Origin of the sequence: Paroceanicella profunda, assembly GCF_005887635.2 — a bacterium.
GTDB lineage: Bacteria > Pseudomonadota > Alphaproteobacteria > Rhodobacterales > Rhodobacteraceae > Paroceanicella > Paroceanicella profunda.
Genome location: NZ_CP040818.1, coordinates 1,962,730 through 1,982,718 on the forward strand (window position 1 = coordinate 1,962,730; position 19,989 = coordinate 1,982,718).

At 69.9% G+C, this 19,989-nt stretch carries 21 protein-coding genes and 1 tRNA gene; 13 read left to right on the forward strand and 9 right to left on the reverse strand.

The annotated features are described in order from the left end of the window. Positions 1 to 11 precede the first annotated feature (11 nt). From FDP22_RS08725 to acs, 3 genes are all read left to right on the forward strand, one after another. Positions 12 to 770: an ABC transporter ATP-binding protein gene (locus tag FDP22_RS08725; RefSeq protein ID WP_138572096.1), complete on the forward strand. Its 759-nt coding sequence runs from the start codon at positions 12 to 14 to the stop codon at positions 768 to 770. Further along, the gene (locus FDP22_RS08730; protein WP_138572095.1) at positions 767 to 1,534 is read left to right on the forward strand and encodes an ABC transporter ATP-binding protein; all 768 of its coding nucleotides are present in this window, start codon (positions 767 to 769) and stop codon (positions 1,532 to 1,534) included. The genes FDP22_RS08725 and FDP22_RS08730 overlap by 4 nt, the downstream gene beginning before the upstream one ends. Before the next feature lie 62 nt (positions 1,535 to 1,596). Continuing rightward, the gene (gene acs, locus FDP22_RS08735; protein WP_138572094.1) at positions 1,597 to 3,534 is read left to right on the forward strand and encodes an acetate--CoA ligase; all 1,938 of its coding nucleotides are present in this window, start codon (positions 1,597 to 1,599) and stop codon (positions 3,532 to 3,534) included. A 64-nt stretch (positions 3,535 to 3,598) separates the two neighbouring features. On the opposite strand, the gene FDP22_RS08740 is transcribed toward acs, so the two are convergent. Continuing rightward, a complete protein-coding gene (locus tag FDP22_RS08740) occupies positions 3,599 to 4,348 on the reverse strand; it encodes a DUF2799 domain-containing protein (RefSeq protein ID WP_170317640.1) in 750 nt (249 codons plus the stop codon). A 149-nt stretch (positions 4,349 to 4,497) separates the two neighbouring features. Here FDP22_RS08740 and FDP22_RS08745 point away from each other — a divergent pair, with 149 nt between their 5' ends. Next, positions 4,498 to 4,893, forward strand: coding sequence for a VOC family protein (locus FDP22_RS08745; protein WP_138572092.1), 396 nt, complete (start codon positions 4,498 to 4,500; stop codon positions 4,891 to 4,893). A gap of 79 nt (positions 4,894 to 4,972) precedes the next feature. Continuing rightward, positions 4,973 to 5,058 (forward strand) — tRNA-Leu (locus tag FDP22_RS08750). Between the two features lie 255 nt (positions 5,059 to 5,313). Here FDP22_RS08750 and FDP22_RS08755 read toward each other — a convergent pair. Both FDP22_RS08755 and ettA read right to left on the reverse strand, forming a co-directional pair. Continuing rightward, positions 5,314 to 5,772, reverse strand: coding sequence for a hypothetical protein (locus FDP22_RS08755; RefSeq protein WP_138572091.1), 459 nt, complete (start codon positions 5,770 to 5,772; stop codon positions 5,314 to 5,316). Between the two features lie 24 nt (positions 5,773 to 5,796). Beyond that, positions 5,797 to 7,452, reverse strand: a complete 1,656-nt coding sequence (gene ettA / locus FDP22_RS08760) for an energy-dependent translational throttle protein EttA (RefSeq protein WP_138572090.1) — start codon at positions 7,450 to 7,452, stop codon at positions 5,797 to 5,799. 184 nt (positions 7,453 to 7,636) lie between these two features. Here ettA and FDP22_RS08765 point away from each other — a divergent pair, with 184 nt between their 5' ends. Continuing rightward, on the forward strand, positions 7,637 to 8,206 hold the full coding sequence (locus FDP22_RS08765) for a nicotinate-nucleotide adenylyltransferase (RefSeq protein WP_239031931.1): 570 nt from the start codon (positions 7,637 to 7,639) through the stop codon (positions 8,204 to 8,206). A gap of 513 nt (positions 8,207 to 8,719) precedes the next feature. Beyond that, complete coding sequence (locus FDP22_RS08770; RefSeq protein ID WP_138572088.1) at positions 8,720 to 9,448, forward strand: IclR family transcriptional regulator; 729 nt, start codon at positions 8,720 to 8,722, stop codon at positions 9,446 to 9,448. A gap of 188 nt (positions 9,449 to 9,636) precedes the next feature. Here FDP22_RS08770 and FDP22_RS08775 read toward each other — a convergent pair whose 3' ends face one another. From FDP22_RS08775 to phnF, 6 genes are all read right to left on the reverse strand, one after another. Beyond that, complete coding sequence (locus FDP22_RS08775) at positions 9,637 to 10,251, reverse strand: DapH/DapD/GlmU-related protein (RefSeq protein ID WP_138572087.1); 615 nt, start codon at positions 10,249 to 10,251, stop codon at positions 9,637 to 9,639. Next, entirely contained in the window at positions 10,248 to 11,579 is a 1,332-nt protein-coding gene (phnE, locus tag FDP22_RS08780; RefSeq protein WP_138572086.1) for a phosphonate ABC transporter, permease protein PhnE, read from the reverse strand. Before phnE (FDP22_RS08780) ends, FDP22_RS08775 begins: the two co-directional genes overlap by 4 nt. 11 nt (positions 11,580 to 11,590) lie before the next feature. After that, on the reverse strand, positions 11,591 to 12,511 hold the full coding sequence (gene phnE, locus FDP22_RS08785; protein ID WP_138572085.1) for a phosphonate ABC transporter, permease protein PhnE: 921 nt from the start codon (positions 12,509 to 12,511) through the stop codon (positions 11,591 to 11,593). 76 nt (positions 12,512 to 12,587) lie between these two features. Then, complete coding sequence (gene phnD, locus FDP22_RS08790) at positions 12,588 to 13,502, reverse strand: phosphonate ABC transporter substrate-binding protein (RefSeq protein WP_138572084.1); 915 nt, start codon at positions 13,500 to 13,502, stop codon at positions 12,588 to 12,590. Between the two features lie 328 nt (positions 13,503 to 13,830). Beyond that, positions 13,831 to 14,652 carry a phosphonate ABC transporter ATP-binding protein gene (phnC, locus tag FDP22_RS08795; RefSeq protein ID WP_138572083.1) on the reverse strand — a complete coding sequence of 274 codons (822 nt, stop codon included), beginning with the start codon at positions 14,650 to 14,652 and terminating at the stop codon, positions 13,831 to 13,833. Positions 14,653 to 14,880: 228 nt separating this feature from the next. Beyond that, positions 14,881 to 15,639, reverse strand: a complete 759-nt coding sequence (phnF, locus tag FDP22_RS08800) for a phosphonate metabolism transcriptional regulator PhnF (RefSeq protein ID WP_239031912.1) — start codon at positions 15,637 to 15,639, stop codon at positions 14,881 to 14,883. 201 nt (positions 15,640 to 15,840) lie between these two features. On the opposite strand from phnF, the gene phnG reads away from it, so the two are divergent. The 6 genes from phnG to phnK are packed head-to-tail and all read left to right on the forward strand — an operon-like array spanning position 15,841 to position 19,949. Beyond that, positions 15,841 to 16,305, forward strand: a complete 465-nt coding sequence (gene phnG, locus FDP22_RS08805) for a phosphonate C-P lyase system protein PhnG (protein ID WP_430225858.1) — start codon at positions 15,841 to 15,843, stop codon at positions 16,303 to 16,305. Further along, complete coding sequence (gene phnH / locus FDP22_RS08810) at positions 16,305 to 16,871, forward strand: phosphonate C-P lyase system protein PhnH (protein ID WP_138572081.1); 567 nt, start codon at positions 16,305 to 16,307, stop codon at positions 16,869 to 16,871. The genes phnG and phnH overlap by 1 nt, the downstream gene beginning before the upstream one ends. Positions 16,872 to 16,874: 3 nt before the next feature. Then, the gene (locus tag FDP22_RS08815) at positions 16,875 to 17,978 is read left to right on the forward strand and encodes a carbon-phosphorus lyase complex subunit (protein ID WP_138572080.1); all 1,104 of its coding nucleotides are present in this window, start codon (positions 16,875 to 16,877) and stop codon (positions 17,976 to 17,978) included. Next, entirely contained in the window at positions 17,975 to 18,853 is an 879-nt protein-coding gene (locus FDP22_RS08820) for an alpha-D-ribose 1-methylphosphonate 5-phosphate C-P-lyase PhnJ (protein WP_138572079.1), read from the forward strand. The genes FDP22_RS08815 and FDP22_RS08820 overlap by 4 nt, the downstream gene beginning before the upstream one ends. Then, complete coding sequence (locus FDP22_RS08825) at positions 18,850 to 19,182, forward strand: NIPSNAP family protein (RefSeq protein WP_138572078.1); 333 nt, start codon at positions 18,850 to 18,852, stop codon at positions 19,180 to 19,182. The genes FDP22_RS08820 and FDP22_RS08825 overlap by 4 nt, the downstream gene beginning before the upstream one ends. Then, positions 19,179 to 19,949, forward strand: a complete 771-nt coding sequence (gene phnK / locus FDP22_RS08830) for a phosphonate C-P lyase system protein PhnK (RefSeq protein ID WP_138572077.1) — start codon at positions 19,179 to 19,181, stop codon at positions 19,947 to 19,949. The genes FDP22_RS08825 and phnK overlap by 4 nt, the downstream gene beginning before the upstream one ends. The last annotated feature ends 40 nt before the right edge of the window (positions 19,950 to 19,989 follow it).

The following is a 19,989-nucleotide window of genomic DNA, read 5'->3' on the forward strand; positions in this document are numbered from 1 at the left end:
GGGAGGGCAGAATGGGAATTCTCGAAGTCCAGAACGTCAACAAGCGCTTCGGCGGCCTGCAGGCGCTCAACAACGTGAACCTGAGCGTGCGCGAAGGCTCCGTGCACGCCATCATCGGGCCGAACGGCGCCGGCAAGTCCACCCTGCTCAACTGCTTCGTGGGCCGGCTGATGCCCGACACCGGCTCGGTGATGTTCAACGGCCAGTCCCTGCTGGGGCTGAAGCCGCACGAGATCAACCAGCACGGGGTGAGCCGGGTGTTCCAGACCCCGGAGATCTTCACCGACCTCTCGCTGTGGGAGAACGTGATGATCGCCAGTTTCGCGCGGCGCGACGGGGCCTTCCGGCTCAACGCGCTCGGCCGGGTGGCGCGCGACGGCGAGATCCGCGATCATGCCGCGCACAATCTGGAGGATGTCGGCCTCGCCTCCAAGCGCAACATGATCGCCTCCACCCTGTCGCGCGGCGACAAACGGCGGCTGGAGCTGGCGATGTGCCTGGCGCAGGAACCCAAGCTCCTGCTGCTCGACGAGCCCACCGCCGGCATGAGCCGCGCGGACACCAACAACACCATCGACCTGCTCAAGCGCATCGGCGAGGCCCGCGGCATCACCAAGGTGGTGATCGAGCATGACATGCACGTGGTCTTCTCGCTGGCCGACCGCATCACCGTGATGGCTCAGGGCACCCCGATCGTCGAGGACGCGCCGGAGAACATCAAGGGCAACCCCAAGGTTCAGGAAGCCTATCTCGGAGGAGCACACGCATGAGCCCGCTCGATCAAGGACCCCGACCGATGGACAAGAACGCCAACCATGCCAGCACCGCGCCCGCCTTCTTCTCGGTCTGGGACATGCACGCCTATTACGGCGAGAGCTACATCGTGCAGGGCGTGACCTTCAACATCCACGAGGGCGAGGTGGTGGCCCTTCTGGGCCGCAACGGCGCCGGCAAGACCTCCACCCTGCGCACCATCGCCCGGGTGGACACGCCGGCGCTGCGCCATGGCGAGATCTGGCTGGACCACCAGCCCCTGCACACGATGCGCGCCCACCAGGCCGCGAACCTCGGCGTGGGCCTCGTGCCGGAGGACCGGCGCATCATCCCCGGGCTCACGGTGGAGGAGAACCTGCAGCTCGCCCAGATCACCGGGCCGAAGGGCTGGACGCTGGACCGCATCTACGAGAGCTTCCCGCGCCTGGCCGAGCGCCGCAAACAGGAGGCCATCACCATGTCCGGCGGCGAGCAGCAGATGCTGGCCGTGGCCCGGGCGCTGGCGCGTGACCTGAAGCTCCTGCTGCTCGACGAGCCCTACGAGGGCCTCGCTCCGGTCATCGTGCAGGAGATCGAGCGCATCGTCGCCTCGATCAAGGAACTCGGCATCACCACCATCCTGGTGGAGCAGAACGCGGTGGCCGCCCTGCAGCTCGCGGACCGCGCCATCATTCTCGACATGGGAACCGTGGTGTTCGACGGCACCGCCAAGGAGGTGCTCGACAATACCGATCTGCGGCACGAGTATCTCGCCATCTGATCCGGCGGGGCCTCCCGAGTCCCCCCGGCAAGAGAACAGAAAGTTCAGGAGAGGAGCCCGCGATGAACGACATGCGCACCCCATCCGCTGACACGGTTTCGCATGCGCTGGTCGACGACGCGACCTATCGCACCATGTACCAGGCCTCGGTGAGCGACCCCGACGCCTTCTGGGGCGAACACGGCAAGCGCATCGACTGGATCAAGCCCTACACGAAGGTGAAGAACACCTCGTTCGACTATCACAACGTCTCGATCAAGTGGTTCGAGGACGGCACGCTGAACGTGGCGGCGAACTGCATCGACCGCCACCTGCCCGAGCGCGCCCACCAGACCGCGATCATCTGGGAGAGCGACGACCCCGGCGTCTCCCAGCACATCAGCTATCAGGAACTTCACGAGCAGGTCTGCCGCTTCGCCAACGTGCTGCACGCCATGGGGGTGAAGAAGGGCGACCGCGTGGTGCTCTACCTGCCGATGATCCCGCAGGCGGCCTATGCGATGCTGGCCTGCGCGCGCATAGGGGCGGTGCATTCCATCGTCTTCGCCGGCTTCTCGCCGGATGCGCTGGGCAGCCGGGTGGCCGATTGCGGCGCGAAGCTGGTGATCACCGCCGACGAGGCGCCGCGCGGCGGCCGCCAGACCGCGCTGAAGGCGAACGCGGACAAGGCGCTGGCAAAGCTGCCGGAGGTGAAGCTGCTGGTGGTGCGCCGCACCGGGGGCGACGTGGCCTGGAACCCGGAGCGGGACGTGTGGCTGCATGAGGAGATGGAGCGCGTCTCCGCGCATTGCGAGCCGGTGGAGGTGGGCGCGGAAGACCCGCTGTTCATCCTCTACACCTCCGGCTCCACCGGAAAGCCCAAGGGCGTGCTGCACACCACCGGCGGCTATCTCGTCTACGCCTCGATGACCCATCAATACGTGTTCGACTATCATGACGGCGACATCTACTGGTGCACCGCCGATGTGGGCTGGGTGACCGGGCACAGCTACATCGTCTACGGCCCGCTCGCCAACGGGGCCACCACGCTGATGTTCGAGGGCGTGCCCACCTGGCCCGACGCCTCGCGCTGCTGGCAGGTGTGCGAGAAGCACAAGGTGAACATCTTCTACACCGCCCCCACCGCCATCCGCGCGCTGATGGGCCAGGGCGACCAGTTCGTGGAGGGCATCGACCTCTCCTCGCTCCGCGTGCTCGGCTCGGTGGGCGAGCCGATCAACCCGGAGGCCTGGGAGTGGTATGACCGGGTAGTGGGCAAGGGGCGCTGCCCCATCGTCGACACCTGGTGGCAGACGGAGACCGGCGGCATCCTGATCGCGCCTCTCCCCGGCGCCACGCCCACCAAGCCCGGCTCGGCCACGCGGCCGTTCTTCGGCGTGCAGCCCGCCGTGCTGGACCCGCATTCCGGCGAGGAGATCACCGGGACCGTGGCCGAGGGCGTGCTCGCCATCACCGACAGCTGGCCCGGCCAGATGCGCACCGTCTACGGCGACCATGACCGGTTCGTCTCCACCTATTTCGAGCAGTACAAGGGCAGCTACTTCACCGGTGACGGCTGCCGGCGCGACGAGGACGGCTATTACTGGATCACCGGCCGGGTGGACGACGTGATCAACGTCTCCGGCCACCGGATGGGCACGGCGGAGGTGGAGAGCGCCCTGGTGGCGCATCCGAAGGTCTCCGAGAGCGCCGTGGTCGGCTTCCCGCACCGCATCAAGGGCCAGGGCATCTACGCCTATGTCACCCTGATGCACGGGGAGGAGCCCTCGGAGGAGTTGCGCAAGGAACTCGTTGCCTGGGTGCGCTCGGAAATCGGGCCCATCGCCTCGCCGGACCTGATCCAGTGGGCGCCGGGCCTGCCGAAAACCCGCTCCGGCAAGATCATGCGCCGCATCCTGCGCAAGATCGCGGAGAACGATTACGCCGCGCTGGGCGACACCTCCACCCTCGCGGACCCAGGGGTGGTCGACGACCTCATCGAGAACCGCATGAACCGCTGAGCCGGCCCCGGACATGCGAACGGCGCCCCTTGCCGGGGGCGCCGTTTTTCGATCCTGCCCGGGCTCACTCCGCGTGGGTGTCGTAGGGCGGGCCATTGCGCAGCGGGGGCGGAACGCCCGGGGGCTTGCCGCCGGGCTTCGGCCCGCCGCCGCTGCCACCACCGCCGCCGCCGCCGGGACCGTGGCCACCGCCGCCACCTCCGCCGGGACCGTGGCCACCGCCGCCACCTCCGCCGGGACCGTGGCCACCGCCGCCTCCCGGCCCGTGGCCGCCACCGTGGCCATGCCCCCCGTGCCCGCCATGCCCGTCATGAGGCGGGCGGTAGTAGCCGGGGCCATAGCTGGGCCAGGGGCGATAGTAATAGGGCGCCCAGACCCCGACATAGGGCGATACCCCCCAGGGGCCGGCGGAGACGCCGTAACTGCCGTAGTAGGCCGGCCGGGTGCGGTAATAATCGTAGCGCCCGTCCTCATAGGCCTGCAGGAAGCTGGCGCGCGTCTCCGGCGGGCAGTCGACCGGGATGGCGCGGCCGCCGCGCCCCAGGTCATAGGCCCGGGAGGGCGTGCACCAGGCCAGCAGGCCCTCGTTGTAGCCGAGATCCCAGAGCACGTCCTGCGGGGGGCCGTAATCCGCGCATTGCTGCGCCCGGCGGTCCAGCGCATCGCGCGAGCGGCCGGCGGCGCCGTCCTCGTAGCCGAGGTTGCGCCAGTTCTGCGGCGTGCAGGACTGCGCGTCCAGCGGCTCCGGTGGCAGGGCCGAGCAGCCTGACACCAGGGTCAGAAGCGTGAACAGGAGAAGGATCATGTGTCGCATGACGTGAGTATACTCCAGCCGCGGCGCCCGTGACAGCGAGGAACCATCACTCAAACGTGGGCGGGCGCACACTCCGTCGCTCCGGCTTGCCATCGGGCCCCCGCGCGGGCACACATGGCCCCGTTCCGCCCGGCAGACAGGAGACCGAGATGGCCAAGGCAATCCACAGCATGATCCGCGTGCTCGACGAGGCGCGCTCCCTGGCCTTCTACCGCGCGGCCTTCGGGCTGGAGGTGGCGGACCGGCTGGCGTTCGACGGCTTCACCCTCATCTACCTCTCCAACGCGGAGACGGGCTTCGAGCTGGAGCTTACCGTGAACACGGGCCGTACCGAGCCTTACGCGCTCGGCGACGGCTACGGCCATCTGGCGGTGAGCGTGGAGGACGTGGCGGCCGAACACGCGCGCTTCGAGGCGGCGGGCCTCGGCCCCCGCAAGCTGGTGGAGATGAGCCTTGAGGGCGCCGTGGTGGCGAAGTTCTTCTTCGTGGCGGACCCGGACGGCTACCTCATCGAGGTGCTCCAGCGCGGCGGCCGCTATCTCTGACACCCCCGCTTCCGGAGGCGGGATGTTTCGCGTATGGTCCGCCGCGGCGCGCTGATTCTGCCTTCGGGCGCGCCGGTTCGCGGGTGTGGCGGAATGGTAGACGCGACGGACTCAAAATCCGTTTCTGGAGACAGAGTGTCGGTTCGAGTCCGACCACCCGTACCAGCGCCCCGGCGCCTGACAGGAAGCCGCAGGCCCTAGCCGGACAGGCCGCGGGCGCCGCCCCTCCGCGCTTCTGACCGGCTGTGAACGGCGCCTGCCGGGGGGGCCGCTCCTTCGCTGGCACGCTCCCGGGTACATGGCCAAAGTCGCCTTCCCCCGAGACCGGTCACCCGACGCGCCTTCAGCGGCGGGTCCGTGCCCCGGCTGCCGCATGCCCGGGCGGGGCCGGCGCGCGGGTGTCCGGCCCGGGGAGCCCGGTCAGCGCGAGGCGCGCAGGTAGGGCTCGAAGTTCTCGATCACCTCGTCCTTCTGGCGGCCGAGCCACTGGCTGATGTCGGTCAGCTCGGCCACGGCCACGCGGTATTCCGGGCTGTCCGGGTCCGCATCGGCCAGGCGGAGCAGGGTTGCGCAATGCCTGTCGGCGCGCTGCGCGGCATCGCGGATGTCATGGATGTACTGGGCAATGGTGCGGTCGAACAGGTAGCCGGCCTGACGCTCCGTGTCCGAAAGCATCCGGGCCGTCTCACCGGAGAGGCCCGAGCGGGCCTGGAACTCCTCCAGCGCGTCCTGCACGCACTGGAGGATGCGCAGGCGCCTGTCGAACAGGCGCTCACGCAGGGCGGCGCGGCTCAGGCGCCATTGCTGCCACGCGATGTAGCAGAGGAACACGGCAAGCATCGGCGTGAGCAACGCCGACACGATCGGTACGAAGGCCACCAGACTGGCTCCCCGATGCCGCGATCAGCGCGAGAACTTCTTGTACTTGATGCGCTTGGGCTCCACCGCGTCCGGGCCGAGGCGGCGGATCTTGTCGGCCTCGTAATCGGTGAACCCGCCCTGGAACCACTCCACGTGGCTGTCGCCCTCGAAGGCCAGGATGTGGGTGCAGATGCGGTCCAGGAACCAGCGGTCATGGCTGATGACCACGGCGCAGCCGGCGAAGTCGAGGATGGCGTCCTCGAGCGCGCGCAGGGTTTCCACGTCGAGGTCGTTCGTCGGCTCGTCGAGCAGCAGCACGTTGCCGCCGCGGCGCAGCAGCTTGGCCATGTGCACGCGGTTGCGCTCACCGCCCGAGAGCATGCCCACCTTCTTCTGCTGGTCGGCGCCCTTGAAGTTGAACGCGCCGCAGTAGACGCGCGAGTTCATCTCCGCATCGCCGAGCTTGATCACGTCCAGCCCGTCGGAGATCTCCTCCCACACGGTCTTCTTGTCATCCAGCGCGTCGCGCGACTGGTCGACGAAGGCGAGATCCACCGTGTCCCCGAAGGTCACGGAGCCGGAATCGGGCTGCTCGGTGCCGGTGAGCATGTTGAACAGCGTCGACTTGCCGGCGCCGTTCGGCCCGATCACGCCCACGATGCCGCCGGGCGGCAGCGCGAAGGACAGCCCCTCGATCAGCATCCGGTCGCCGAAGCCCTTGGCCAGGTTCTCCACCTCGATCACCTTCGAGCCCAGGCGCGGGCCGTTGGGGATGATGATGGAGGCCTTGCCCACGCGCTCGCGCTCGGACTGGTTGGCCAGTTCCTCATAGGCGTTGATGCGGGCCTTGGACTTGGCCTGCCGGGCCCTGGGGGACTGGCGCACCCATTCCAGCTCGCGCGCGAGGGTCTTCTGCCGGGAGGCGTCCTCGCGGGATTCCTGCTCCAGGCGCTTGGCCTTCTGGTCCAGCCAGGAGGAGTAGTTGCCCTCCCACGGAATGCCCCGGCCGCGCTCCAGCTCCAGGATCCAGGAGGTGATGTCGTCGAGGAAGTAGCGGTCATGGGTCACGATCAGGATCGTGCCCTTGTACTCGATGAGGTGCTTCTGCAGCCAGGCGATGGTCTCGGCGTCGAGATGGTTGGTCGGCTCGTCGAGCAGCAGCATCTCCGGCGCCTCGAGCAGCAGCTTGCACAGCGCCACGCGCCGGCGCTCACCGCCGGAGAGCTTGGAGACATCCGCGTCGTCCGGCGGGCAGCGCAGGGCTTCCATCGCCACGTCCACCTGGCTGTCGAGGTCCCAGAGGTTCTCCGCGTCGATCTGGTCCTGCAGGGAGGCCATCTCGTCAGCGGTCTCGTCGGAGTAGTTCATCGCCAGTTCGTTGTAGCGGTCGAGCTTGGCCTGCTTGGCCGCGACGCCCTGCATCACGTTTCCGCGCACGTCCATGCTCTCGTCGAGCTGCGGCTCCTGGGGCAGGTAGCCCACCCGGGTGCCCTCGGAGGCCCAGGCCTCGCCGGTGAAATCCTTGTCCTGCCCGGCCATGATCCGCATCAGGGTGGATTTGCCCGACCCGTTGACGCCGACAACACCGATCTTGACCCCCGGCAGGAAGTTGAGGCGGATGTTCTCGAAGCATTTCTTGCCGCCAGGATAGGCTTTCGAGACCCCATCCATGTGGTAGACATACTGATAGGACGCCATGTGATGCCTCTTTCGCGTTCGGGTTTCGCGCGGTTGTAGCGATCCGGGCGAGCGAGCGCAACGGCGCCGACCCGCCTCATTGCCGGTGCGGCGTTGACATGCCCGGGCCGGCTGGCCAAGAAGGGCCGCTCTTGCGCGGGGAGGACACGAGGTGCGTCACGGGTTTCCCACGGCCCTGCCGGGGATGCGGGTCGGGCTGCTCGGCGGATCGTTCGATCCGCCGCACGGGGGCCATGCCCATATCACCCGCTGGGCCCTGCGCCGGCTGGGGCTGGACCAGGTCTGGTGGCTGGTGAGCCCGGGCAACCCCCTGAAGACCGAGGGCCCCGCGCCGCTGGCGCGCCGCATGGCCGCCGCGCGCGCGCTTATGCAGCACCCGAAGGTGCGGGTGAGCGACATCGAGACCCGCCTCGGCACCCGCTACACCGCGGCCACGCTCTCCGCCATGCTGCGCCTCTATCCGGGGGTGCATTTCGTCTGGCTGATGGGGGCGGACAATCTCGCCAGCTTCCATCACTGGGAGGACTGGCAGCGCATCATGGAAATGGTGCCGATCGGCGTGCTGGCCCGCCCGGGCGGGCAGCTGGCCGCTGGCCTCTCGCCCGCCGCGCGGCGCTATGCCCGCTTCCGGCTGCCGCGCGCCGAGGCCGGGCGGCTGGCGCTGGCCCCGTCCCCGGCCTGGACCCTGCTCACCGGGCCGATGCTCGACATCTCCTCCAGCGAGATCCGCCGCCGCGGCGACTGGGTGCGCTGAGGCGCGCCGGCAAGGGGCATCCGAGAGGGGGGCGCTGGTTGGCCGTGGCAGCCTGCAGCCGGCGGCTTCAGAAATCCTCCGCCGGCACCATGGCGCAGGCGGCATCGGCAGGGCGCAACGCCGTCGCCGGGACATGGTCGTCGGGAGAGCGGCGGGCGACGTCCCGGTCCGCAACCCCGATGAGTGCCGGGCGGCCCCCGTTCGGGGATCTCGATGAGCGCCGGGCGGGCGGCCCGCCGGTTGTCGCTCTCGCTCCGTGCCCGCCATATGCCGCCATGCCGCACCATGACCGGGCCGGGGGCCTGTCTCGTGCGGTCTTTCGGGGGCCGTCCCGATACGGCGACGAGACGGGCGGTCAAGGCATCCTCCGGCCGGGCCGCGCGGCGCCCGGCGGCGGTGTCGCGCGCCGGTGTCGCAGGGCGGTCACAGCGACAATGTAGCTGTTGCAAAATGAGACAGTGTTCTGAATAACGGCACGGGGCAGGCCATCTCAGAAGGGGATCGGGAGGACAATTGGACAGCACGTTTCTCAAGGGGTTGCGGGTTCTGACGCATATCGTCGACCGGGGCGGCCCGTGCGGCGTGACGGCGCTTTCGCGCGAGCTTGGGCTGCCGAAGAGCAATATCCACCGGGTTCTCAAGACGCTGGAAGCCGCCGGACTGGTGCGCGCGGACCCGGCGACGCGCGGCTATCTTCCCACCCTGCGGCTGTGGGACCTGGGCCTGCGGGTCTACGATTCGGTCGACCTGGAGCGCGAGGCGCATGTCCTGCTCGGCGACATCGCCCGCACCACGGGTGAAACCGCGCTCGTCGCGGTGCGTGACGGGCTCTGCGCCCGGGTGATGGCCTCGGCCTGTGCCAATTCCCCGCGCCGCCCCGAGCAGGGCGAGCGGCTGCCGCTGCATGAGGGCGCCATCGGGCGCATCCTGCTCGCCCATGCCGACATTCCCCATGCCGAGCGCGCGCTCACCGATGCCGCCCTGCCGCCCGGCGGGCTGGCCTGGCTGCGTGCCGACATGGCCGAAAGCGCGGCCCGGGGCTGCGCGCTGGACCGCGGAGACTGGTGCGTCGGCCAGTACGGCGTGGCCGCACCCGTGCGCGACATCCGCGGCGGCGTGATGGCCGCGATCGGGGTGACAGGGCCGATCGACCGCTATTCCGAGGCGAGCCTCGCGCATATGCAGGAACTGGTGACAACCGCGGCCGCCGAACTCTCCAGCCGCTTCGGCTGCGCTGCCTGACGCCGGTCTGGGCCGCGCCGCCTGAGCTCCGCTTCCACTGGACGGTCTGAGGCGGGTTTCGAATCTGCCGTGCGCTTCCCGGCCCGGCCGCGCCGCCTTGCGCCCGGGGCCGGGCAGGCCGGGTGCGCGGCCCCGGGGGGCTTCGCGCCGCCTGCCGCGTGCAGGGGCAGGCGGGCCGCCCGGGGGGGTCAGCCGCCGTGCTTCTCCAGGAATGCCTCCACGGAGAGGGTTCGGAAATCCTCCAGCGCGGCGCGCAGGGCGGCATGGTCCCAGTCCCACCAGGCGAGGGCGAGCAGGCGTTCGGAAATCTCCGGCGGGAAGCGGCGCTTGATCGGCTTCGCCGGCACGCCGGCCACCACCTCGTAGGGCGCCACGTCCTTCGAGACCACGGCGCCCGCGCCCACCACGGCGCCGGTGCCCACCGTGACCCCGGGCAGCACGATGGACTGGTGGCCGAACCAGGTGTCATGCCCGATCTTCGGGCCCTGCGCGCGGCGCCATTCGAAGAACTCCGCCTCGTCCTCGGCGTCGTCCCAGTAGGCGGCGGCGCGGTACATGAAATGGTGCAGGCTGGCGCGCCACATCGGGTGATTGGTGGGGCCGATGCGCACGTAGGCGGCGATGTTGGCGAAGCGGCCGATATCGGCGTAGGCGATGTCGGAGAAGCGCTCGCAGTAGGAGTAGTCGCCCAGGGTGCTGTCGAGCAGGCGGGCGCCTTCGCCCACTTCGGTCCAGCGGCCGAGATGGCCGCCGGAGACCTGCGCCCCGGGGTGGATGGTCGGGGCTTCGGAGAGTTTCTTCATTTCGATCCGTCGATGAGCCGGCGCCGCAGCCGGGAGGAGACATTGTCCATCACGATCACGATGCCGATGATCAGCACGATGATGTACATGGTGTTTTCCCAATCCTGCCCGGTGCGCATGGTGTCGGCAAGCTTCAGGCCGATGCCGCCTGCACCCAGCATGCCGATGACGGTGGCCGAGCGGGTGTTGGATTCGAGGAAGTAGAGCGACTGCGAGATGAACACCGGCAGGATCTGCGGCATGATGCCGAACCAGGTGCGCTGGATCGGGCTGGCGCCGGTGGACTGCATGCCCTCCACCTGCCGGCGGTCGGCGTTCTCGATGGCTTCGGAGAACAGCTTGCCGAAGGTGCCGGTGTCGGTGAACCAGATGGCCAGGATCCCCGAGAGCGGCCCCAGCCCGAAGGCGCGGATGAAGATCAGCGACCAGATCAGCGCATCCACCCCGCGCAGGAAGTCGAACAGCCGCTTGAACGGCCCGCGCAGCCAGGCCGAGGGCGTGATGTTGTTCGCCGCGATGAAGGCCAGCGGCAGGGCGCAGAAGGCGGCCATCAGCGTGCCCACCACCGCCATCAGCACCGTGATGCCGAGCGCCTCGAAGATCTCGCCGTGCTGCCAGTCCTGGTTGCCGAGAAACTCCGACACCACCAGGGAGAGGTTGGACTGCCCGGGGTCCACCCGGTCTTCGGACGCGATGAGCGCCAGGGCTCCGGTGAAGCCCACCCCGCGCAGGGGCGAGTTCCAGTCGAACCAGAAGTTCTCCCAGCCGGTGAAGTAGTTCATCAGCGTCACCTTCGAGCGGGTGACGATGAAGCGGGCATAGCTGTCCGGGCGGCCCTCGATCTTGTTCGGCGCCACCTTCAGCCAGGGTTGCGGCGCGGAGAGCAGCACCGGGCCCTCGGGGCGGAAGGCGATGTCGGCGATGAGGGCGCCGTGGCGGTCGGTCATCCGCAGCCCGTCCGGGCGCAGGGCGATGTCGTAGCCGGCGTTCATCTCCACGTCCCAGCCGGAGGCGGCGGGGGTGATCCACTCCGGCAGGGTTTCATAGGTGTTGCGGCGGTTGCCCTCCAGCTCCACCTCCAGCGCGGCGGGGTCCTTCAGGCTCATCTCCACGTGGATCTTGTGGGCGTAGCTGTCGAGCGCCAGCAGCTCGGCCCGGTCGGTGTTCGCCCGGCCGAGGGCGGTGGACACGTCGAAGGCGTTCCAGACATAGACGGTGTAGAGCGCGAGCAGCAGCAGCCCGCCCAGCCAGGCCGCCTGGCGGCGGCGGTTCGGGGCGAGGGCCTTCGCATGGGTGGCGGCCAGCGTGTCGAAATCGGCGAGAGCCATGCTCCCCTCCCTCAATGCGCGCCGGGGCCGATCAACCGCCGGCGCAGCATGCCCGAGAGGTTGTCGATGGCGATGATGGTGATGATGAGCAGGGCCATGATGGCGACGATGTCGGCGCCGTAGCGCCAGTCCACGAAGGTCTTGAACTGCTGGCCCAGGCCGCCGGCGCCCACGAAGCCCATGATGGCGGAAGCACGCACGTTGATCTCGAAGCGCAGCAGCGCATAGCTCACCCAGTTCGGCATCACCTGCGGCAGGATGGCGAACCAGACCTTCTGGGCCCAGGAGGCCCCGGCCGCGTCCAGCCCTTCCCAGGCCTTCATGTCGGCGTTCTCGTTCACCTCGGAGTAGAGCTTGCCGAGTGCGCCGATGGTGTGGAAGGCGATGGCGGCCACCGCCGCGATCGGGTTCTTGCCGATGATGAAGATCAGGAACAGCGCGATGACGATCTCGGGGAAGGCGCGGGCGATGTCCAGCATCCGCCGGGTGGCCCAGACGATGGCCCGGTTCCGCACCAGGTTGCGCGAGGCCAGGATGCTGAGCGCCGCGCCGATCACGAAGCCGGTCAGCGTGGCGACCACGGCCATGTTCACCGTCTCGAGCAGGTAATGCACATACGTGTGGGTGATGCCGTTCTCGGCATGCTGGACCGTGAAGGGAATGGTCCAGAACGACCAGCCCCTGGCCCAGGCGTCGGAGAGGATCTCGGCCGGATAGTCCAGCACGTGCGAGAAGCCGCCGAAGAAGCTGCCGGAATTGGCGTCCTCCGCCAGCCGGAAGCCGGCCACCAGCATCGCCAGCACCAGCACGATCAGGATGCCGGTGTAGCTGCGCCGGCGCAGCTCGCTGCGGTCATAGGCTTCCGCGAGGGCGGCGAGCGGGCCTGCGGCGCCGCGGTGGGGCGGCTGCCCCGCGTCTGCGTCGAGCGTCATGCGAAACCCTCTGCTGGGGGATGAATGGCAAAAGGGGCGCGCCCTTCCGGGTGCGCCCCTCTCCGGCGGGTGCCGATCAGTTGGTGAGCTTGGCGCGGCGCGCGTCGATCACGGTCTCGTAGAAGGAGGGGTCGACCTCCACGTAGCCCTGGGCCTCACCGGCCTCGGAGGAATAGAAGCACTCCGGGTCGTCCTTCGGCAGGGCGAGGAGCGAGGCCTTCACCGCGTCCTTGACCTCCTGCGGCAGCGCGTTGCTCACCACATTGGGGCCGTTCGGGATCAGCGGCGACTGCCAGATCTGCACGATGTCGTTCATGTCGAGCAGGCCCTTGTCGACCATCTTGCGCAGGTTGCCGTTGGAGTAGCCCTCGTCCCACTCGCCCACGCCGGAAACCCAGGTCACGCCCGCGTCCACGTCGCCGTTCAGCACCGCGATCACGTTCTGCTCATGGCCGCCGGAGAAGGAGGTGGAGCCGAAGAAGCTGTTCACGTCGTAACCCTGCTTGGGCAGCGCGACGGAGGGGATCAGGTAGCCCGAGGTGGAGTTCGGGTCGGCGAAGCCGAGGCGCTTGCCCTTCATGTCCTCGATGGTCTTGATGCCGCTGTCGGCGCGCGCGACCATCACCGAGTAGTAGCCGGTGGAGCCGTCCACCTGCTGGACGGTGAGGATCGGGGTCACCGCGTCCGGGTTCTCGAGGTAGACGCCGGCATAGCCGGAGGCGCCGAGCTGGGCGTAGTCCAGGTTGCCGCCGAGCAGGCCTTCCATCACGCCGGCGTAATCCGCCGCCGGGTAGAGCGACACGGGCACGCCGAGCAGCTCCTCGAAGCGGGTCTTGATGCACTCGTTGGAGCGCAGGCGGTCGGCCTCGTTCTCGCCGCCGAGGATGCCGATGCGGAATTCCTTGATGCCGCCCATGCCGTCAGCGGAGGCCGATACGGCCGAGAGTGCAACAGCCGCGGTGCCGGCGGCCAGGATGGATTTGAGGAACATGTGTATCTCCAGTCTCAGGATCGCGCCCGCCGAGGCGGGCTGGGATGTCGGGCCCGCCGGGGCGGGGGGAAGCGGGTCCCACCAGGGTGGGGGGAAGCGTGTCCCGCCGGGGCGGGGGTGATGTCGGCCCCCGCGCCAGCGGGAGGGTCGGGCCCCGCCGGGGCGGGAGGGCGCTGGTCGTCCGCCCCGGCGGGGCGTCGGTGTTCCCCTCCGGCGAAGCGCGTGCTTCGCCGGGGCGAGGGGGGGCAGGTCGCCCTGCCGGGGCAGGGTGACGGCGTGCCTCGCCGGGGCGGCGCGTTCAGGCCCCGCCGGGGAGAGGCGTCGGGCGTTACTCGGCCAGGGCCTTCGCGTGGGCGAGGGCGGGGCGGGCCAGGCTCTCGATGCTCGTGGAGGTGGCCGCTTCGGAGAATTCGTCGCCGGCGCCGTAGATGTCGCGCGCGGCACCCTCGGTGAGCTGGCCGGGCAGGCCGTCGAACACCACGCGCCCGTCGCGCATGCCCACGATGCGGTCGCAATAGGCGCGGGCGGTGTCGAGCGTGTGCAGGTTGCAGATCACCATGCGCCCGTCCTCCTCGTGGATGGCGCGCAGGGCGTCCATCACCACCTTGGCGTTGAGCGGGTCGAGCGAGGCGATGGGCTCGTCGGCCAGGATCACCTTCGGGTCCTGCATCAGGGCGCGGGCGATGGCCACGCGCTGCTGCTGCCCGCCGGAGAGCGCCTCCGCGCGCTTCATCGCGTGGGCGGCGATGCCCAGCCGGTCCAGCGCGGCGAGGGCCTCCAGCCGCTCCTCGCGGTTGAACAGGCGCAGCATGGCCGAGACGGCGGAATGGTCGTTCAGCCGGCCCATCAGCACGTTGGTGAGCACGTCGAGCCGCGGCACCAGGTTGAACTGCTGGAAGATCATCGCGCAATCATGCCGCCAGCGGCGCAGGGCGCGGCCGCGCAGGGCCAGGATGTCGGTGCCGTCCACGGTGACGGAGCCGCCGGTCGCGCCGGTGAGGCGGTTGAGCATCCGCAGCAGGGTGGACTTGCCGGCGCCGGAGCGGCCGATCACGCCGATCATCTGCGGCCGGTCGAAGGTCAGCGTCACGTCGTCGACGGCGACGGCGGTCCCGAAGCGTTTCGTCAGGCCGGTGATGGTCAGGTCCATGAGTGGCTCCGCGGATGATGTCTCTGGGAGGCCGGATACGGGTCCGCGGTGTCGCATTGTTTGCAGTTGGGTGGAGCTTTTGTGACAGGCGGGCCGCCGGGCCCGGTTTCGGCCTCCGCGCCCCGGGCGGGGCCCGCCGGGCTGCCGCGCGCGCAGGCAGATGCCCCCAGCGCCGGCAGGGGCGGCGGCGCCGGTGGGCCAGGGGGAGGGGGGCGGAGAATCAGCCCGTCAGGCGCCGGGGAAGCTCTTCTCGTCGACGACGAGCTGCACCAGGTCGGCGTTGAACCAGGTCCGGCCCAGTTCCACCGGCGCGCGGTCCGCGCCGATGTTGAGCGACAGCGCGCAGAGCACCGGCGCGCCCTCCGGCAGGCGCAGGGTGCGGGCCACGATGCCGGTGGCGCGCTCCGCCGTCAGCCGGGTCCACTTGCGGGTGTAGTCCGCCACCCCGCAGCGGCGCAGCGCCTCGGTGACGGAGCGGCTCTCGCGCAGGTGCCTCGGCAGCTCGGGCAGGCGCTCGGCCGGGAACAGCGAATGCCCGCAGGTGAGCGGCTGGCCGTCGGCGAGGCCGGTGCCCTCGTAGACATGGGCGGGCGCGCCGGGGGCGATCTCCAGATGAGCGGCCTCGCGCGCGGTCACCGCCAGGGTCTCCAGCCGGGTGATCTCGCGCGCGGGCGTCTGGCCGGCGTCCGTGAGGTTCTGCGCAAAGCGGGTGCGCGTGCCCAGCCGGTAGTCGACGGGCGCCGTGGCGACGAAGGCCCCCGCGCCGCGCCGCACGTGGATGAGGCCCGCCTCCTGCAGCGCGGCCACCGCCCGGCGCGCGGTGTGGCGGTTCACCCCGAACCGGTCCGAGAGCGCCGCCTCCGTGGGCAGTTTCGCGCCCGGGGCGTAGCGGCCGGAGGCGATGTCCTCGCGCAGCGCCTCGCGGATCTGCTCCCAGATCGCCTGTCTGCCGCCGCCCGGCGGGCCCCCGTTCACCATCTCGTCCATACCTGCTCCGTGTCCCTCCGGCCCGTGTCTTTCTGGCCCGTGTCCTTCTGATCCGTGGCCGGCCGCTCGGCCCGTCATGGAAGCGTCACCGAACGCCCCCTTGCTTCAAAGGCGATTCGACGCTAAGAATTTGTCTAGATGTCTAGTTATATAGACAAATCGGGAAGGTGTCTAGTGGAACAGGCGAAAACGGAACCCGCGCTGTCGCGCAACGACGGACCGGCAGAGCAGACGACTGCCCGACAGGGCTGGATGGGGCTTCTGGCGCGCGCCGGGGCCGGAGATCTCGCCGCGCTCTGGGCAGAGGCGGGGCTGGCGCCGCGCTTCACCTGGGCGCGGGCGCCGGAATTCGGCGGCGTGATGGTGCGCGGCCGGGCCGGGGGCTCGGGTGCGCCGTTCAACCTCGGCGAGATGACCGTGACGCGCTGCGCGCTCACGTTGGAGGGCGGCGCGGTGGGCCATGCCTGCGTGGCCGGGCGGGACCGGGAGAAGGCCCGCATCGCCGCCCTGTGCGACGCGCTGATGCAGACGGAGGCGGCCGACACGGTGCGCGCCCGCATCCTCGCGCCGCTGGAGGCGCGGATGCAGGCCGCCCGCCAGGCCCGCGCCGCGAAGGCGGCGGCCACGAAGGTCGATTTCTTCACCATGGTCCGGGGGGACAACTGATGCAGGCCGAGACGCTTTCCGGCGGATTCGGGGACACGGCGCGCGACGCCGCCCGCGCCTTCCGCGCCGTGCTTGACGCGATGGCCCGCCCGGGCACGCTGCACACGCTGGCCGGGGTGGCGCCGCCGGCGCCGCTGCCCGTCGCCTCCGGCGCCGTCGCGCTGACGATGTGCGACCCGGAAACCCCGGTCTGGCTGGCGCCGTCGCTGGCCACGCCGCAGGTGGAGGGCTGGTTGCGCTTCCACACCGGCGCGCCGCTTGCCCCGCGCGATGAGGCGATGTTCGCCTTCGGAGGCTGGGAGGAGATGCTCCCGCTCGACGATTTCGCCATCGGCACGGCGGAGTTCCCGGACCGCTCCGCCACCCTGGTGGTGAGCCTGCCGGAGCTCGCCGCCACCGGCGCGCGCCTCACCGGGCCGGGCATCCGCGAGGCCGCGGCGCTGAGCCTGCCGGAGACGGCGGCCTTCGCGCGCAACGCCCTGCTCTACCCGCTGGGGCTGGACTTCATCTTCACCTGCGGCAGCCGCCTCGCGGCGCTGCCGCGCACCACCATCGTGGAGGGCTGACACATGTATGTTGCCGTGAAGGGTGGCGAGCGCGCCATCGAGAACGCCCACGCTTGGCTGGCGGAGGAGCGCCGGGGCGATGTCACGGTGCCCGAACTCTCCGTGGCGCAGATCCGCGAGCAGATGCATCTGGCGGTGAGCCGGGTGATGGCCGAGGGCTCGCTCTACGACCCCGACCTCGCCGCGCTCGCCATCAAGCAGTCGCGCGGAGACCTGATCGAGGCGATCTTTCTCATCCGCGCCTACCGCACCACCCTGCCGCGCTTCGGCGCCAGCCGGCCGGTGGAGACCGCCGGGATGGCCTGCATCCGCCGGGTGTCGGCCACGTTCAAGGACGCGCCGGGCGGCCAGGTGCTGGGCCCCACCTTCGACTACACGCACCGGCTGCTGGACTTCGCGCTGGCCGCCGAGGGCGAGGTGCCGCCCGCGCCCGAGGCCGCGCCGGCCGCGGGCCCGGTGCCGCACATCACCGGCTTTCTCAACCGCGAGGGGCTGATCCAGCAGGAGCACCCCTTCGAGGCCACGCCGCCCGACCTCACCCGCGAGCCGCTGGAAACCCCGGCCGACCGGGCGCTGCGCCTGCAGGCGCTGGCGCGCGGCGACGAGGGCTTCATCCTCGGCCTGGGCTATTCCACCCAGCGCGGCTACGCGAAGAACCACGCCTTCGTGGCCGAGCTGCGCATCGGCGCGGTGGAGGTGGCGTTGGACATTCCCGAGCTGGGCTTCGCCGTCACCATCGCCGAGATCGAGGTGACGGAGTGCGAGACAGTGAACCAGTTCAAGGGCTCGAAGGTCGAGCCGCCGCAGTTCACCCGGGGCTACGGGCTCGCCTTCGGCATGGCCGAGCGCAAGGTGATCTCGATGGCGCTGGTGGACCGGGCGCTGCGCTGGCGCGAGCTGGGCGAGGATTTCGTCGGCGCCCCGGCGCAGGACGAGGAATTCGTGCTCTACCATTGCGACAGCATTCAGGCGACCGGCTTCGTCGAGCATATCAAGCTGCCGCATTACGTCGATTTCCAGGCCGAGCTGGAGCTGGTGCGCCGGATGCGGCGCGAGGCCACCGCGGCACAGGCCGAGGCCCAGGCCATGAAGGAGGCCGCCGAATGACCGACATGAGCCAGGATTACAACTTCGCCTATCTCGACGAGCAGACCAAGCGGATGATCCGCCGCGCGCTGCTCAAGGCCGTGGCCATTCCCGGCTATCAGGTGCCCTTCGCCAGCCGCGAGATGCCGATGCCCTACGGCTGGGGCACCGGCGGCGTGCAGGTGACCGCGGCCTGCCTCACCCCCGAGGACCGGCTGAAGGTGATCGACCAGGGCGCGGACGACACGACGAACGCCGTCTCCATCCGCAAGTTCTTCGAACGCACGGCGGATGTGGCCGTCACCGAAGCCACGTCGGAGGCGAGCATCATCCAGACCCGCCACCGCATCCCCGAGGCGGCGCTGACCGAGGAGCAGATCCTCGTCTATCAGGTGCCGATCCCCGAGCCGCTGCGCTTTCTCGAGCCGCGCGAGAGCGAGACGCGCAAGATGCACGCGCTCGAGGAATACGGGCTGATGCATGTGAAGCTCTACGAGGACATCGCCAAGAACGGCCACATCGCCACCGCCTTCGCCTATCCGGTGAAGGTGGAGGGGCGCTACGTGATGGACCCCTCGCCGATCCCGAAGTTCGACAACCCCAAGATGGACGATTGCCCGGCGCTGCAGCTCTTCGGCGCCGGGCGCGAGCAGCGCATCTACGCGGTGCCGCCCTTCACGAAGGTGGTGAGCCTCGATTTCGAGGACCACCCGTTCGAGGCCGGCTCCGCCCCGCACGATTGCGCGCTGTGCGGCGCGCCGGACAGCTATCTCGACGAGGTGATCATCGACGATGAGGGCGGGCGGATGTTCGTCTGCTCGGACACCGACCATTGCAGCACCCGCCGCAAGGCCGGGCACACCGGGGCGCTGGGCGTGCCGGAGGCCTTCGCATGATAAACCAGCTGCGCCTCTACCAGCTCTTTCCGGCGACCGCCGCCGCCTTCCATGCCCGGTTCCGCGACCACGCGGCGCGGATCATGCGCGGCCACGGCTTCCGCATTCTCGCGATGTGGGAGACGGGGGAGGGCGACAGCCTCGCCTTCGCCTATCTGCTCGCCTGGGCCGACGAGGCCGAGATGGCGGCTGGCTGGGCCGCGTTCATGGCGGATGCGGACTGGGCGCGCATCAAGCGCGAGACGCTCGAAACCCCGATCGTCGGGCGCATCGAGGACCGTGTCCTGCGCCCCACAGAGTATTCCGCCGCACTGGGAGACATCGCATGACCCCGCTTCTGGAGGTTCGCAACCTCTCGAAATTCTACGGCCCGCGCATCGGCTGCGCGGATGTCGGCTTCGAGCTCTGGCCCGGCGAGGTGCTGGGCATCGTGGGCGAGAGCGGCTCGGGCAAGAGCACGCTGCTCTCCTGCCTCGCGGGGCACCTCGTGCCGGACACCGGCTCCGTGGTCTACGACACGCGGACGGACGGCCCGCGCGACACGCTCACCATGTCCGAGCCGGAGCGGCGGATGCTCAGCCGCACCGACTGGGCCTATGTGCACCAGAACCCGCGCGACGGGCTGCGCATGAACGTCTCCGCCGGGGGCAACGTGGGGGAGCGGCTGATGGCCGTGGGGGCCCGGCACTACGGCAACATCCGCGCCACGGCGACCGACTGGCTGGGCCGGGTGGAGATTTCCGACGAGCGCATCGACGACCGGCCCTCGGCGTTTTCGGGCGGCATGCAGCAGCGGCTGCAGATCGCGCGCAATCTTGTCACCGGCCCGCGGCTGGTGTTCATGGACGAGCCCACGGGGGGCCTGGACGTGAGCGTGCAGGCGCGCCTGCTCGACCTCATCCGGGCGCTGGTGCGCGACCTCGGCCTCTCGGCGGTGATCGTGACGCATGATCTCGCGGTGGTCCGGCTGCTGGCCGACCGGCTGATGGTGATGAAGTCGGGGCATGTGGTGGAGGAGGGCCTGACCGACCAGGTGCTCGACGACCCGCAACACGCCTACACCCAGTTGCTCGTCAGCTCGGTGCTCCATGTCTGAGGCGCGCATGACGGCGCGTCCCACCCGCCCACCCACGCGC